The following is a 13,743-nucleotide window of genomic DNA, read 5'->3' as shown; positions in this document are numbered from 1 at the left end:
CCGCCTTCGCGGGGACGACAACCGACAGGTCCGGGGTGCAAGTCGGCTTGGGCGGCATGCGGCCATCTCTCGGCCTGATGTTCCATTTTTTCGTCACTTGTTGATAACTGACGAAAAAACGGAACATTCATCCCTACCTGAACCCCACCACCACCTCATTGCTCCGCCCCTGCAACACCGGGACCAGACTCCCCTGCCCCGGCACCCGGAACGCAAACACAAACCCCTTGGTGGCATCGTCGCCGAAGAACGCGTCGGTCTTGCCCTCGGCCTGCGGCAGCAGCACGCAGCGTTGCGCATTGCACAGGTAAGCCTGCAGGTCCCCCGGCGGCGTCTTGGCGAAGCTGTAGCGCCAGCGCACCGAGGTAATCACCCCTTCTGATTGCGGCAATACGCCGGTCGGCAAGATCGGCGGCGACACCGCGCGCTGGCCGCGGCCGTGCAGGGCCGGGCCGTTGACCGAGCCGGTCCATGCATGACGGGTGCCGGCATCGAACGCGGCCCACGCGCATGCCGATACGGCCGCCAGCAGGCAGCAGGCGCCACGCGCGGCGCGCGCCTTGCCGGGCATCACAGCAGGCCGCGCAACTGGGTGCGCAGCCGGTTGATGGCCTGGCCGCGGATCTGGCATACGCGCGACTCGGTCACGTCGAGCACCGCGCCGATTTCGCGCAGGTTCAGTTCCTGGTCGTAGCACAGCGACAGCACCAGTTTCTCGCGCTCGGGCAGGCGCTCGATGGCGCGGACCAGCGCCTCGCGCATGCCGCTTTCCATCAGCACGGTCAGCGGGTTGCCGTCGTCGCTGCCGCCGAGATGGCGGTCCAGGAAGTCTTCCTCGCCGGAGCGCTCGAAGTCTTCATAGTGCAGCAGCTGGCAGCCATAGACCTCGTTAAGCAGCAGCTGGTATTCGTCCAGCGGCATCTCCATGGCCTCGGCCACTTCGGAGTCGATCGGCGTGCGGCCGAGCTTCTGTTCCAGGTTGCGCTGGGTGCGTTCGATGCGGCGGGTGAACTGGCGCAGGCTGCGCGATTGCCAGTCGTTGGCGCGCACCTCGTCGAGCATGGCGCCGCGGATGCGCTGGCTGGCGTAGGTCTCGAAGCGCGCGCCGTGCGTGTCTTCATAGCGCTTGGCGGCGTCGAGCAGGCCGATCATGCCGGCCTGGATCAGGTCGTCGATCTGCACGCTGGCGGGCAGCCGCGCGGCAAGCTGCAGCGCGATGCGGCGCACCAGCGGGGCGTGCGCCTTGACCACATCGGCCTGTTCGAGCTTTCCCTGGATCGTGTACATGGTGCAATTCTCGTGACTGCTGGATGGCTGGACCGGCATGCCTGCATGCGTGCCGGCTGGGCTCAGGGTATGTTGGTGACAGGTGGCATGGCTGGCAGGCTCAGGCCATCGCCGCGCTGGCGGCGGGCGCGGCGGCATCCGCGCGCAGCGGCCAGGCGCCGATGCCGCCGGCGCTGCGGCGCAGTGCCGCCGTGGCCGGTGCCGCCGGAAAGGCCTCGACCACGCAGCGGCCCAGCTGCGCGGCGCGCGCCACCAGCGGGTCGGCCGGCAGCCAGCCCGCGCACAGGACTTCGACGCCGAGGTACTGGCTGGCGGTGCGCGCCAGGTTGCGCAGGATGGCCTGCACCGTGGCTTCGCTGGCCGCCAGGTTGACGATCAGGTGGAACCGGCGCCACGCATACAGATGGTGCAGCCGCTTGATGCACGCGTAGGCGGCAGTGATCGACGCCAGCTCCGGGCGCATCACCACCAGCACGTTGTGCGCATCGCCCGCAAGCGGCGACAGGGCGCCGTTCGCATCGACAGAGGCATCCACCAGCACGCTGCGGAAATCCTGCGTCGCTGCCGGCGGCAAGGCGGCGCCCGGCACCGGCCGGCCCGCAGGCACCACCGACAGCACGCCTTGCGGGCTCACGCCCGCCGCGCCATCCAGCGACAGCCGGCCCGCGTGGACGTCAGCCAGCGTGCCCGCAGGCCTCGCGCCGGACAAGCGCGTGGCCGCGGCGGCCGCGTCTTCGTCGACCAGCAGCACGCGCTCGCCCTGCATCGCCAGCGCATGCGACAAACCCAGCGCCACGGTTGTCGCACCGGCGCCGCGTTCGCTGGCGAGCACGGCGATGCGGCGCGTGGTGCGCGGCGCCAGCATGCGGCGCAGGCTCTCGGCCTGGTCCATGGCGAGGGTGCTCACTGCAGGGCCTCCGCAGTAACGGCGGGTGCGGCGCTGGCGCGGCCCGGATAGTTCTCCAGCACGTCGAGCAAGGCCAGCATGCGACCCATGCCTTCATTGAGCACGGTGCCCGGCACCGGCGCGCCCGTGCGCACGGTACGGCCGGCCAGGCGCGCCAGGAACGCGGGCGCGGCCGCGGTGGGGGCGTGCTCCAGGCGCAGCACGGACACGCCCAACTGCAGTGCGGCGACGGCGGCCGCATCGTTGGCCTCCCGGGCATCTTGCGCAAAATGATCGATGGCATGGCGCAGCGTGCGCAGGCCGGTTTCGGCCGCATCCGTCCACAAGGCCCAGCGCGCTACCTGCGGGGCGTCCTGCGCCAGGGCCGGATCGCACAGCAGGTAACGCGTATCGAGCAGCTCGCCGGTGGCGCGGTCGGCCAGGCGCGCCACCACCAGGCAGGCGTCGATGCCGCCTTCGGGCGTCCCCTTGCCGCGCACCGGGCTGTCCGGCACGCGCACGTCGGCGGTCGCCAGCCAGCGCACGGCGTCGCGCTCGCGCACGGTGTCTTCGCCGACGGCATGGAAGGTCAGCGTGTCCGCCAGCGCATCCAGCTTCCACGCGGTTCCGGCGCTGACCACGCGCGCGGTCTTGCGCGCGCTGGCGACCCAGCGCTCGCCGGCCAGCTGCCAGCGCGCCAGCGTGGCGGCGGACGGCAGCGCCTCGACCAGGTTGACGACCTTGCGCGCGGCGCTCATTGCGGCGCGCAGGTTAGCGGCATCGGATTCGGCTTCACCCAGCGGCTGGCCGGCACGGCCAGTGGGCGTCACGGCGGCGGCCAGCGGCATGCCGTTGCGGTCGGCCAGCCACAGCGTGTGCTGGATCGGCTGGGGCGAGCGGCGCGCGGCCACGGCCACCTGCAGCGTGGCGGCGACGGCCAGCACGTACTGGTCGCACTGGCGCGCCACGTCGCGGCACACGGCTTCGCGCACTTGCTGCGACATGGCGCGCAGTGCGGGGGCGCCGGCACTGCGCTGTTGCCACAGCGAGCGGGCCAGGTCGAAGCCGAGGCCCGCGCCGTTGAGTTCGGTCACGCACTGGCCGAGCGCGTCGGCGCTATCCGTCAGCGAGCGCAGCACATCGGTCGCGCCACCGCGCGCGGTTGTCTCTTCACCCGCGCCAGCTGCCGCACGGCGCGCCGCATCGGCATCGGCAAACACCGAGCCGCGGCGCGGCGTCAGGAAGGCGCGCTCGACCAGTGCGGTGCTGTTGGCCAGTTCCAGGTGCTCGGGCACGCGCTGCCCGGTGGAGGCATAGAACACCGGCAGCCGGTGACGGATCACCACGTCCAGCACCGATCCCAGGTGCGTCGCTTCATCCAGCTTGCTGATGATGCAGCCGTCGATGCCGCCGCCATCCGGCGCGGCGTCATGGCGGTAGGCGTGCACCACTTCATTGAGGGTATCGCCATGGCTGGCGCCATTGAGCAGCAGCACGCGCTGCACCGGCGCGGGCACGCCGGCCAGCATGGCGATCTGCTCCGACAGGCTGCGGTCGCGCTGGCTCATGCCGACGGTGTCGATGATCACCAGGTGCTTGTCCTTCATCGCCGCGAGCGCGAAGCGCAGGTCGGCGGCGTCTTTCACGGCATGCACCGGCACGCCCAGGATGTCGCCGTAGATGCGCAGCTGCTCATGGGCGCCGATGCGAAAGCTGTCGGTGGTCAGCAGCGCCAGCTTGTCGGCGCCGTGGCGCAGCACGTAGCGCGCGGCCAGCTTGGCCGTGGTGGTGGTTTTGCCCACGCCGGTGGGGCCCACCAGCGCCAGCACGCCGCCCTGCGCGAACAAGTGGTCCTCGTCGCCCAGCACCGGCAGCTTGCTGGCCAGCTCGCCGCGGATCCAGCCCATTGCCGCGGGCCGGTCATAGCCCAGCGGCAGCCGCGCCAGCAGCGTGCGCGCCAGTTGCCCGGAGAAGCCCGCGCCGACCATCCATTCGAACAGCGATTCGCGCAACGGGTCGCTCGCGGCCACGCCGTGCGCCGCCGCGCTCGGGGCCACGCCCGGCGCCGCGCCGATGCCGGCCAGCTGGCGTTCCAGCATCGCCCGCATCGATTGCAGCTCGCCGCGCAGGTCGCCGATGGCAGCGGGTTCAGGTGCCGGCACCTGCGCCGGAGCCGGCGGCACATACACCTGCGCGCTGGCCGACACGCTGCCCAGATCGGTATCGCGCATGGCGACGATCTCGACCCCGCCCTCGACAGTGCGGTTGGACAGCACCACGGCATCCGGGCCCATGGCTTCGCGCACCTGGCGCATGGCTTCACGGCCGTTGGCCGCAACAAACTTGGCTACGCTCATCGTTGACTCCTCACGCGCCGATCATGGCGGTGATGCGGATATTGCGGTTGTCCGGCACCTCGGCGTGCGACAGCACCCGCAGCTGCGGCATGGTCCGGCGCAGGAAGCGCGCCATCAGCGGACGCAGCTGCGACGGCACCAGCAGCACCGGGTCCATGCCCAGCTGCTCCTGGCGCGTAACCGCGCCCTGGGTCTGCTGCAGCAGCGCGTCGGCCAGGCCCGGCTCGATGCCGCCGCCGTTGGTCAGCGCCTGCGAGAGCACGCGCTCCAGGCCGGCGTCGAGGCCGATCACCTGCAGGTCGGCATTGTTCGGGAACAGCTGCTGCGTGATGGCGCGGCCCAGGGCCACGCGGACCATCGCGGTCAGCTCGTTGGGGTCGCTGATCTTGGGCGCGTGCTCGGCCACCACATCCAGGATGGTGCGCATGTCGCGGATCGGCACGCCTTCGTCCAGCAGGTTCTGCAGGATCTTCTGCAGCGCGGTGAGCGAGATCGTCTTCGGCACCAGGTCTTCGGTCAGCTTGGGCGATTCCTTGGCGATGCGGTCCAGCAGCGCCTGCACTTCCTGGCGGCCCAGCAGCTCGGCCGCGTGCATGTGGATCAGGTGGTTCAGGTGCGTGGCCACCACGGTGCTGGCATCGACCACGGTATAGCCGTACGCCTGCGCCTGTTCCTTGATGCCGGCATCGATCCACACCGCCGGCAGGCCGAAGGCCGGGTCGCGCGTGGCCGCGCCCGGCAGCGTGCCGCTGACCTGGCCCGGGTTGATCGCCATCCACTGGCCCGGCATGGCCTCGCCGCGGCCGATTTCCACGCCCTTGAGCGTGATGCGGTAGGCGTTGGGCTTCAGTTCCAGGTTGTCGCGGATATGCACCACCGGGACCAGGAAGCCGATCTCCTGCGCCACCTTCTTGCGGATGCTCTTGATACGGCCCAGCAACTCGCCGTCCTGCGCGCGATCGACCAGCGTGATCAGGCGGTAGCCCACTTCCATGCCGAGCGGGTCCACCAGCGTGACATCGTCCCAGCTGGCTTCGGTCGATTCCTGTGCTACTGCCGGGGTGCGCTCTTCGCGCTGTTTGGTCTGCGCCTGCGTGGCCGCGCGTCGCGCGATATAGCGGCCCATCCACACCAACGCGCCCGCCAGCAGCAGGAAGGCAAAATGCGGCATGCCCGGGATGACCCCCATCAGGCCGATGATGCCCGCGGTCAGGTACAGCACGCGCGGGTTGGCAAAGAGCTGGCCGGTCAGCTGCTCGCCCACGTCCTGCTCGTTCGACACGCGCGACACGATCACGCCGGCCGCGGTGGAAATCACCAGTGCCGGAATCTGCGCCACCAGGCCATCGCCGATGGTCAGCAGCGTGTAGTTGTGCACGGCGGTGCCGAAGTCCAGGTCATGCTGGACCATGCCCACCACCATGCCCGCGGCCACGTTGATAAACATGATTAGCAGGCCCGCCACCGCATCGCCGCGCACGAACTTGCTGGCACCGTCCATGGCGCCGTAGAAATCGGATTCCTGCGCCACCTCGGCGCGGCGCTTCTTGGCGGCGGCTTCGTCGATCAGGCCGGCGTTCAGGTCGGCATCGATCGACATCTGCTTGCCCGGCATCGAATCCAGCATGAAGCGCGCGCCGACTTCCGCAATCCGCCCCGCGCCCTTGGTGATCACCATGAAGTTGATCACCACCAGGATGGCGAACACCACGATACCCACGGCAAAGTTGCCGCCCACCAGGAAGTGGCCGAAGGCCTCCACCACCTTGCCGGCCGCGTCCGGGCCGGTATGGCCTTCCAGCAGCACCACGCGCGTCGAGGCCACGTTCAGCGACAGCCGCAGCAGCGTGGTGAACAGCAGCACCGCCGGAAACGCCGCGAAATCCAGCGGCTTCTGCGTGTACATGCTGACCAGCAGCACCATGATCGCCAGCGCGATATTGAAGGTGAACAGCAGGTCCAGCACAAAGGCCGGCAGCGGCAGGATCATCATCCCCAGGATCATGATGATCAGCAGCGGCCCGGTCATGGCCTTGAACTGGCCCGCCGAGCGCAGGCCGGGCAGGTTGAAGAGATTGCTCAGAGCGTTCATTCGCGCATTTCCGGTACGGCGAGTTCATCGGGCACGTGCAGGTCCGCCGGCGCCTGCGGCTGCGGGCCCTGCGAGTAGTGCCAGTGCTTCAGTTGATAGACCCAGGCCAGCACTTCGGCCACGGCGGTATAGAGGCCGGCCGGGATTTCCTGGCCCAGCTCCACATGGCGGTGCAGCGCGCGCGCCAGCGGCGGCGCCGACATCAGCGGCACGCGGTGCTCCGCCGCCAGCGCGCGGATGCGCGCGGCGACCTCGCCGGTGCCCTTGGCCACTACGCGCGGCGCGCCCATGCGCCCTTCCTCATAGCGCAGCGCCACCGCAAAGTGGGTCGGGTTGGTCACCACCACATCGGCCTTGGGCACCTCCGTCATCATCCGGCGGCGTGCCATGGCACGCTGCTGCTGGCGGATGCGGTTCTTGATATGGGGGTCGCCCTCGCTCTCCTTGAATTCCTGCTTGACCTCTTCCTTGGTCATGCGCAGCTTCTTGAAGAACTCCCAGTACTGCCACGGCACGTCGATGGCCGCCACCACCAGCAGCGACAGCGACACCACCAGGCAGCAAAACATCACCAGGTCCACCATGTGCAGCAGTGCCTCCTGCACCGGCGCATTCATCAGCGCGATGGCCTCGGGCAGACGGCGCCACAGCACCCAGGCACCGACCGCGCCCACCAGCAGCGACTTGGCCACGGCCTTGAGCAGCTCCACCAGCGAATGCGCCGAGAACATCCGCCCCAGCCCCGCAATCGGCGACAGGCGCGAGAACTGCGGCGCGAACGACTTGCCCGAGAACACCCAGCCGCCCAGCAGCAGCGGCGCGGCCAGCGCGGCCACGCCGAACAGCAGCAGCAACGGCAGGAAGGCCAGCAGGCTGTCCCACACCATCAGCGCAAAGCGCGACAGCATGCGCGCCGGATCGAACGCCGTGGCCGGCTCAAAGCGCAACGCGCCCTGCATCACCTGGTTCAGACTGCGACCCAGGTGGCCGCCCAGCGTCCACAGGCCGGTCACGCCGGCAATCAGCATCACGAACGTCGCCAACTCGCGCGAACGCACCACCTGCCCCTCCTCGCGCGCCTTTTCCAGGCGCCGGGGTGAGGCGGGTTCGGTTTTCTCGAGATCGCTTTCTTCGGACATCCACGCTCCGTGCGAAGCGGCAGGCCGCTATTCGTCAGCGGGGATTATCGAAGCGGGGTGGGATTCCCATTCGCACGAAAAGGCGGGGGAATTGGGTGCTGTTTGGGAAATGAGGGACTGTTGGGGTTAACGGCGCAGGGGTCAGCAGTCTTTAGTGGAAAAGTGACGGAGGCGCTGTCCCGCAGTGCGCTGAAGCGGCCTTTGCCCGCTCACTGAAAGCGCGTTTCACATCGTGGAATTTTGATGTTGCGCTGCGCCGCGCTCGCTTTCGTTCTGCGAAAAAACGTTCCGTATCGTGAAAATTGACATCTATCCCTTTGAAAAATAAGGGGAAACAAAGTCTTATGTCTTATATAAGACATAACCGCAACGGACCCGGATCCCCCTACAATGAGTTCACGCTGTTTGCTTCGACCCACGGTCGGCACGCCAAACGATTTTTCTCAAACGCGCCTTATCTTAGGAAACTGACATGGCCCAGTATCAAGACGACATCAAGGCAGTGGCTGCTTTGAAAGAAACCCAGGGCAGCGCCTGGAATGCCATCAACCCCGAGTACGCTGCCCGCATGCGCGCGCAGAACAAGTTCAAGACGGGCCTGGACATCGCCAAGTACACCGCCAAGATCATGCGCGCCGACATGGCGGCCTATGACGCGGACCCGTCCAAGTACACCCAGTCGCTGGGCTGCTGGCATGGCTTTATCGCCCAGCAGAAGATGATTTCCATCAAGAAGCACTTCAACAGCACCGAACGCCGCTACCTGTACCTGTCCGGCTGGATGGTCGCCGCGCTGCGCTCCGAGTTCGGCCCGCTGCCCGACCAGTCGATGCACGAGAAGACCTCGGTCAGCGCGCTGATCCGCGAGCTGTACACCTTCCTGCGCCAGGCCGACGCCCGTGAACTGGGCGGCCTGTTCCGCCAGCTCGACGCCGCCACCGGCGCCGAAAAGGCTGCGATCCAGCAGAAGATCGACAACCACGTCACCCACGTGGTGCCCATCATCGCCGACATCGACGCCGGTTTCGGCAACGCCGAAGCGACCTACCTGCTGGCCAAGCAATTCATCGAAGCCGGCGCCTGCTGCATCCAGATCGAAAACCAGGTCTCCGACGAGAAGCAATGCGGCCACCAGGACGGCAAGGTCACCGTGCCGCACGAAGACTTCCTGGCCAAGATCCGCGCCATCCGCTACGCCTTCCTGGAACTGGGCGTGGACGACGGCATCATCGTCGCCCGCACCGACTCGCTGGGCGCCGGCCTGACCAAGCAGATCGCCGTGACCGCCAAGCCGGGCGACCTGGGCGACCAGTACAACTCGTTCTTGGATTGCGAAGAACTGTCGGCCGACCAGCTGGGCAATGGCGACGTCATCATCAAGCGCGACGGCAAGCTGCTGCGCCCGAAGCGCCTGCCCAGCAACCTGTTCCAGTTCCGCGCCGGCACGGGCGAAGCACGCTGCGTGCTGGACTGCGTGACCGCGCTGCAGAACGGCGCCGACCTGCTGTGGATCGAAACCGAAAAGCCGCACATCGCCCAGATCGCCGGCATGGTCAACGAAATCCGCAAGGTCATCCCGAACGCCAAGCTGGTGTACAACAACAGCCCGTCGTTCAACTGGACGCTGAATTTCCGCCAGCAGGCGTATGACGCGATGAAGGAAGCGGGCAAGGACGTGTCGGCATATGACCGCGCCCAGCTGATGAGCGTGGAATATGATGACAGTGAGCTGGCGAAGCTGGCGGACGAGAAGATCCGGACGTTCCAGGCTGATGCGTCGCGGGAGGCGGGGATCTTCCATCATCTGATTACGCTGCCGACGTATCACACTGCTGCGCTGTCGACGGACAATCTGGCTAAGGAATACTTCGGCGATCAAGGCATGCTGGGCTACGTCGCTGGCGTGCAGCGGAAGGAAATTCGGCAGGGCATCGCCTGCGTCAAGCACCAGAACATGTCGGGCTCGGATATCGGTGATGACCACAAGGAGTATTTCAGCGGCGAAGCGGCGCTGAAGGCGGCGGGGAAGGACAATACTATGAATCAGTTTTGATTCTGGTAGTAGCCCCCAAGCAAAACGCCAACCCATGGGTTGGCGTTTTTCTTTTCGCCTGGCCGCCCTGCTGACTATTCGACGGGCAGGCCGTGTAGTTTTAGGAAGGATAGTTTGTCCCAGTAGCCTCTTTGGAAGGCTATGCGGCTATCACGGACGGTGAAGAAGCCGCAGCCGCGCAGGCCTATGGGGTCACGCCACTCGAGTGCTGCGACTTCTCCTGCTTCATGGATTGCTTCGACGATGCAGGTCATCTTGGCAAGCGCGAATTCACGTTCGAACATGGCGTGGATCGCGTCGCGTCCCTTGATTGGGTCCTGAGTGACCTGGTGATTGACAGCGTCGGGGTGGTAGAGATCGGCTAAGCCTGCAGCGTCGGCGGTGTTGAAAAGGGCTACCCAGCGCTCTATGACTTCGCGTGGTGTCATCGCTTTTCTCCATATGGTGGATTTGCTTGGGAGGATAGCAGGATGGTATGTCGAGCGTCTGTTGTGAGTAGGTTGCAGGTTTCGCAGGTTATCTGTCCGAGGTCGGCCAGTAGCTGCCCTCCGAGCATGCCAGTAAGTAGACATTTGGACGACCGCTTCAACTTGATACCGGCCAGCCATCGCGCCTGCTCAATGTGTCCAGTCCATACCCTGATGGCGAGCACCCCTCAGACCAATTTTCCCCTCTTCAGGTCCCCTGGAGTGGCCTTCGGTAGCTTTGCCACGAGATCGCCAAGAAACAGCGTGCAAGCGAAGGCGATCTCTTGAAACTCGTCAGCGGTAAATGTAATACGCTCGCCTAAACGATAGGCGCGCGTTCGGGTTACGCGCTGCGAATAGATTTCGACATCCTTCCTCTCGTCGCCAGGATCGACGGTGCATCCCGGCTCCAACTCGATCTCCTCTGTCCCCCTCATGTAGGAGAGCTTAATACGGGGCATGCTGAGGATCAGCACTCCGTCGGCATCGGCATCTTGAGCGCCCACAGTTCCCCCACGGTGCTCAAGGCAGTTGCGTACTTTTTGCAACGAGTGGAACTCGGCTGCGAATACCAAGGCTTCCGTAAGCCCTTGGTTAACTTTCGCAATCAGGTCTGGAAACTTGGCGCGTTGCGCCTCCTTCCGGGACTCACGCATCAACGCATTAAAGGCGTCGGCTTTCATCGGCCCGTCATGAATCTTGGCAATCTTCAAGAAGAAATATGCCTCCTCTAACGATTCACGAATGCCTCGCGCCACCTCGGAGAACGCCTGGGACAGAATCCAGTTCGCGTATATAGTGCGGCGCTCATCAGCGTTGTTCGCGCTGGTTCCCATGTCATAGGCAATAGGATGGCCCGCAACAGGCGGCGCGATGCTAAGGTCGGAGTTATCGAACGAGTGCAACGCGAATCTAACGATCTCACTTGCATCCCGTGCGGCCTTCATTCCTGGGCTCGCAACGCCGTCGGAATTCAATGTCAAAACAAGCTGATTCATACAGTCAGATCCGATAAATATCTTGGCACCGTGCTGAGGCCGGGACAGATGATCCATGCACGACAAGCGAGCCCCAATTCTCTTCACTATACAAATCCTGGCTAGGGCTCGCTTCGAGTTATCGTTACTGCATCTTTTCGGCGTCGAAGCGTTTCGCGATAATCTGCCACTCTGATTCCAATGCTTCCAGCCCAAACCTTTCTCTTGTTTCGCGAATCACGCCAAACAGACACGAAATGGAGGCCAAGAGGACAAAATCGAGGCCTCGATCAGATGGCTCCATCTGCAACTCGGCAATGTCATCGTCGCCCCCTACGAGATGGTGCTCCAGAGTACCGGCCGTTATATGGGCACCCTCACCAGAAAGCTGGCGGTAGTACATCGTGTAAACGTCCAGCAGCCCAGCCTTCCCAGCGATCTGCTCTAGCTTTAGGTCGTCAAGCCGCTGATCGCGGAGAGACGAGACTCGTGCGTGCAAAGTGGAAATAATCTCGGGGTTAAACAATTCCAGAAGACTTTTCGATTCCAAGATTGCGTTGCCTATCTTCTTTTTGTGCAGTTCGTGTGCGCTTACGATGCGCTGGGGCAGTGTTGCGTCCGCCCGTAGTCCGCCAACGACAATCAGGGCCTCACAAAGATGCCGAGCGCTTCCGCTGGCCTCGGGGACCATCCCTCGCTCCAACAGAAGCATTGCAGCTTGGAACGCTTGCAAAGCGCGCCCCAAAAGCGCGAGGGAGATCCATTCAGCGGACTTTGTTTTGTCGGCAGCGGTCTGATACAAGATCTTCATGCCGAGCCGATTCAGTTCTCGGGCGAATCGAAAGCGACCTGCATACTCGCGGTTGTTGAGGGCGATTACGCCGGAAAGGTCCGATAAAAATCCATCAACTTCAAATGAGGACGTCATTGTCTCGTGAGGAAGCGTAGTCTGAAACTGCTATTGCATCTGTGAGCAAATCAAGGCCCTCCGCTCTGTTTCGCCCACAGCAACTCGGACCGAGCCTGCCAGCGCGCTCGCTGCTGTTGGCTGATCAGCGGCACAGCGGCAGTGTTCTGCTCCGGCGATGGAGGGATATCCGAGAAACTGGATGCGCTATTGACTCCAAGTGCGAATGTTTGTCTGATTCCTGCCGATCAACGGCCACCGAGGTCGGCGAAGTTGAAAGGCAGCGAAGGGTCGGTCTGAGACGGCCGCGGCTTCGCGGCGGGTAAGCTTGAGATACGCTGAGAAGGAACGGCGCCGATCGCTCGCGAAAATACGGAACAAAGCCGGGCTCGGCCGCCGCAAGCGCTTCCGCATAGTAGGAATCCAAGACCGCTTGGACTTCGTGCTTGAGCATGATTCGACCGGATACTATGCCGTGGCGGTGGCCTGGCTGATCGCGCTCAGCTCGAACCTCAACTGGTACTCAAAAAGAGTAATATTGGTCGTCATCACGATGGCCTCTCTCATTCGCTCACTAATATCGCGCGCGACGATTACCCCAGTGACCTGCTTATCCTTGGCCAAGTTGAGCTTCACCCACCCCATGTAGTTGAGAAGTTGCCCGATCGCGCTATCTGGGGCCTGGCCCCGCTTGAGCTCGAAGACAATGAAGTTGTCGTCCTCATCCCGGGCAAGGATGTCTATCCGGCGGTTGCTCGAGGTTGGATATTCCACCCCGTCGCTGGTCTCATCAACATGAAGTCGCAGCCGTTTCCCGTTGACGGGAATTGCACGTAGGTTAGAGACCATGAAGTCCTGAAGCTGTCGCTCCAGGGCGAAAGCCGTCTCTTCGCTCGATTCCCCTTCGTCCTCGAGAGGTTCGCTTTCAGCATCCAACACGGCAGCGGCTTGCACGGCCGCTTCCTTGCTTGGACTGATACGGACTTCAGTCGCCGTCAACTCTACAGACCATCCCGCATAGCCGAACGCCCTAGCAAGCTTCTGGGAATTACCCCGGTCGGGATCCGTATTTGGAGGTCGCCGATCCGGGTTCTGGCGACACCAACGCTTCATCTCCGTGACGCTCACCGCCCCGTCAGCGCCGGGTTCGACCACTAGGTATTTCCTAGGTGCTTGGCGTTCCATTGTTTTTCTCGGTTGTAGCAACGCCAAGACTTTACTCGATATCGACACAGAAGCCGTGCATCCGGGAGTCCGTCGATCATTTTCGCGTGTAGCCGTAGCGCTCTCCCAATGCACAACGAAAATTGCAGAACCAGAACGCCAGTTCGCGGCCAGTAGCGGTCATCGGACAGACTTAAGTTGTCTGGCCGCTTTGGGGCCGGCAATTACGAAACATGCGCCATCCTGGATGTCGACGACGATCCGAGGTCGTTAGCTGTGTCCAACAACGAAACCCGGAGAACGTAGAGCTGCGGCTAAAGCAGCCTCCCCTCATTCGGGGTATGCATCGCGGCACTTACGCCGTCGATAATGCTATTTCGCCCACTCCGCACTGGCCCCCAAGTCCGCTTGGTA

11 protein-coding genes are annotated in these 13,743 nt (G+C 64.3%); 1 reads left to right on the top strand and 10 read right to left on the bottom strand.

What is annotated here, in order from left to right:
* Positions 1-133: 133 nt before the first annotated feature.
* The 6 genes from RALTA_RS17090 to flhB all read right to left on the bottom strand — a co-directional run bounded on the left by RALTA_RS17090 (position 134) and on the right by flhB (position 7,761).
* Positions 134-571, bottom strand: coding sequence for a flagellar protein FlhE (locus RALTA_RS17090; RefSeq protein WP_012355125.1), 438 nt, complete (start codon positions 569-571; stop codon positions 134-136).
* Positions 571-1,287, bottom strand: a complete 717-nt coding sequence (locus tag RALTA_RS17085; protein WP_012355124.1) for an RNA polymerase sigma factor FliA — start codon at positions 1,285-1,287, stop codon at positions 571-573. The genes RALTA_RS17090 and RALTA_RS17085 overlap by 1 nt, the downstream gene beginning before the upstream one ends.
* Positions 1,288-1,387: 100 nt before the next feature.
* The gene (locus RALTA_RS17080; RefSeq protein ID WP_041232432.1) at positions 1,388-2,179 is read right to left on the bottom strand and encodes a MinD/ParA family ATP-binding protein; all 792 of its coding nucleotides are present in this window, start codon (positions 2,177-2,179) and stop codon (positions 1,388-1,390) included.
* Between the two features lie 11 nt (positions 2,180-2,190).
* Positions 2,191-4,530: a flagellar biosynthesis protein FlhF gene (flhF, locus tag RALTA_RS17075; RefSeq protein ID WP_012355122.1), complete on the bottom strand. Its 2,340-nt coding sequence runs from the start codon at positions 4,528-4,530 to the stop codon at positions 2,191-2,193.
* Between the two features lie 10 nt (positions 4,531-4,540).
* A complete protein-coding gene (gene flhA, locus RALTA_RS17070; protein ID WP_012355121.1) occupies positions 4,541-6,622 on the bottom strand; it encodes a flagellar biosynthesis protein FlhA in 2,082 nt (693 codons plus the stop codon).
* The gene (gene flhB, locus RALTA_RS17065; RefSeq protein WP_012355120.1) at positions 6,619-7,761 is read right to left on the bottom strand and encodes a flagellar biosynthesis protein FlhB; all 1,143 of its coding nucleotides are present in this window, start codon (positions 7,759-7,761) and stop codon (positions 6,619-6,621) included. Before flhB ends, flhA begins: the two co-directional genes overlap by 4 nt.
* 472 nt (positions 7,762-8,233) lie before the next feature.
* Here flhB and RALTA_RS17060 point away from each other — a divergent pair, with 472 nt between their 5' ends.
* Positions 8,234-9,814 carry an isocitrate lyase gene (locus RALTA_RS17060; RefSeq protein WP_012355119.1) on the top strand — a complete coding sequence of 527 codons (1,581 nt, stop codon included), beginning with the start codon at positions 8,234-8,236 and terminating at the stop codon, positions 9,812-9,814.
* 74 nt (positions 9,815-9,888) lie between these two features.
* On the opposite strand, the gene RALTA_RS17055 is transcribed toward RALTA_RS17060, so the two are convergent.
* The 4 genes from RALTA_RS17055 to RALTA_RS17040 all read right to left on the bottom strand — a co-directional run bounded on the left by RALTA_RS17055 (position 9,889) and on the right by RALTA_RS17040 (position 13,350).
* On the bottom strand, positions 9,889-10,242 hold the full coding sequence (locus tag RALTA_RS17055; protein WP_012355118.1) for a nuclear transport factor 2 family protein: 354 nt from the start codon (positions 10,240-10,242) through the stop codon (positions 9,889-9,891).
* A 227-nt stretch (positions 10,243-10,469) separates the two neighbouring features.
* Entirely contained in the window at positions 10,470-11,279 is an 810-nt protein-coding gene (locus tag RALTA_RS17050; RefSeq protein ID WP_157877182.1) for a hypothetical protein, read from the bottom strand.
* A 124-nt stretch (positions 11,280-11,403) separates the two neighbouring features.
* Complete coding sequence (locus RALTA_RS17045) at positions 11,404-12,186, bottom strand: DUF5677 domain-containing protein (RefSeq protein WP_012355115.1); 783 nt, start codon at positions 12,184-12,186, stop codon at positions 11,404-11,406.
* Between the two features lie 447 nt (positions 12,187-12,633).
* Positions 12,634-13,350, bottom strand: coding sequence for an endonuclease NucS domain-containing protein (locus RALTA_RS17040; protein WP_012355114.1), 717 nt, complete (start codon positions 13,348-13,350; stop codon positions 12,634-12,636).
* Between the last annotated feature and the right edge of the window lie 393 nt (positions 13,351-13,743).

The organism is Cupriavidus taiwanensis LMG 19424, assembly GCF_000069785.1.
Taxonomy (GTDB): Bacteria; Pseudomonadota; Gammaproteobacteria; order Burkholderiales; family Burkholderiaceae; genus Cupriavidus; species Cupriavidus taiwanensis.
This window is presented reverse-complemented; position numbering and strand designations above follow the sequence as displayed.

Excerpts from the sequence above, each read along its gene's own strand:
- RALTA_RS17050 (WP_157877182.1), bottom strand. The coding sequence starts at position 11,279 with ATGAATCAGCTTGTTTTGACATTGAATTCCGACGGCGTTGCGAGCCCA.
- RALTA_RS17090 (WP_012355125.1), bottom strand. The coding sequence starts at position 571 with ATGCCCGGCAAGGCGCGCGCCGCGCGTGGCGCCTGCTGCCTGCTGGCG.
- flhB (WP_012355120.1), bottom strand. The coding sequence starts at position 7,761 with ATGTCCGAAGAAAGCGATCTCGAGAAAACCGAACCCGCCTCACCCCGG.
- flhF (WP_012355122.1), bottom strand. The coding sequence starts at position 4,530 with ATGAGCGTAGCCAAGTTTGTTGCGGCCAACGGCCGTGAAGCCATGCGC.
- RALTA_RS17045 (WP_012355115.1), bottom strand. The coding sequence starts at position 12,186 with ATGACGTCCTCATTTGAAGTTGATGGATTTTTATCGGACCTTTCCGGC.
- flhA (WP_012355121.1), bottom strand. The coding sequence starts at position 6,622 with ATGAACGCTCTGAGCAATCTCTTCAACCTGCCCGGCCTGCGCTCGGCG.
- RALTA_RS17080 (WP_041232432.1), bottom strand. The coding sequence starts at position 2,179 with ATGGACCAGGCCGAGAGCCTGCGCCGCATGCTGGCGCCGCGCACCACG.
- RALTA_RS17085 (WP_012355124.1), bottom strand. The coding sequence starts at position 1,287 with ATGTACACGATCCAGGGAAAGCTCGAACAGGCCGATGTGGTCAAGGCG.
- RALTA_RS17055 (WP_012355118.1), bottom strand. The coding sequence starts at position 10,242 with ATGACACCACGCGAAGTCATAGAGCGCTGGGTAGCCCTTTTCAACACC.
- RALTA_RS17060 (WP_012355119.1), top strand. The coding sequence starts at position 8,234 with ATGGCCCAGTATCAAGACGACATCAAGGCAGTGGCTGCTTTGAAAGAA.
- RALTA_RS17040 (WP_012355114.1), bottom strand. The coding sequence starts at position 13,350 with ATGGAACGCCAAGCACCTAGGAAATACCTAGTGGTCGAACCCGGCGCT.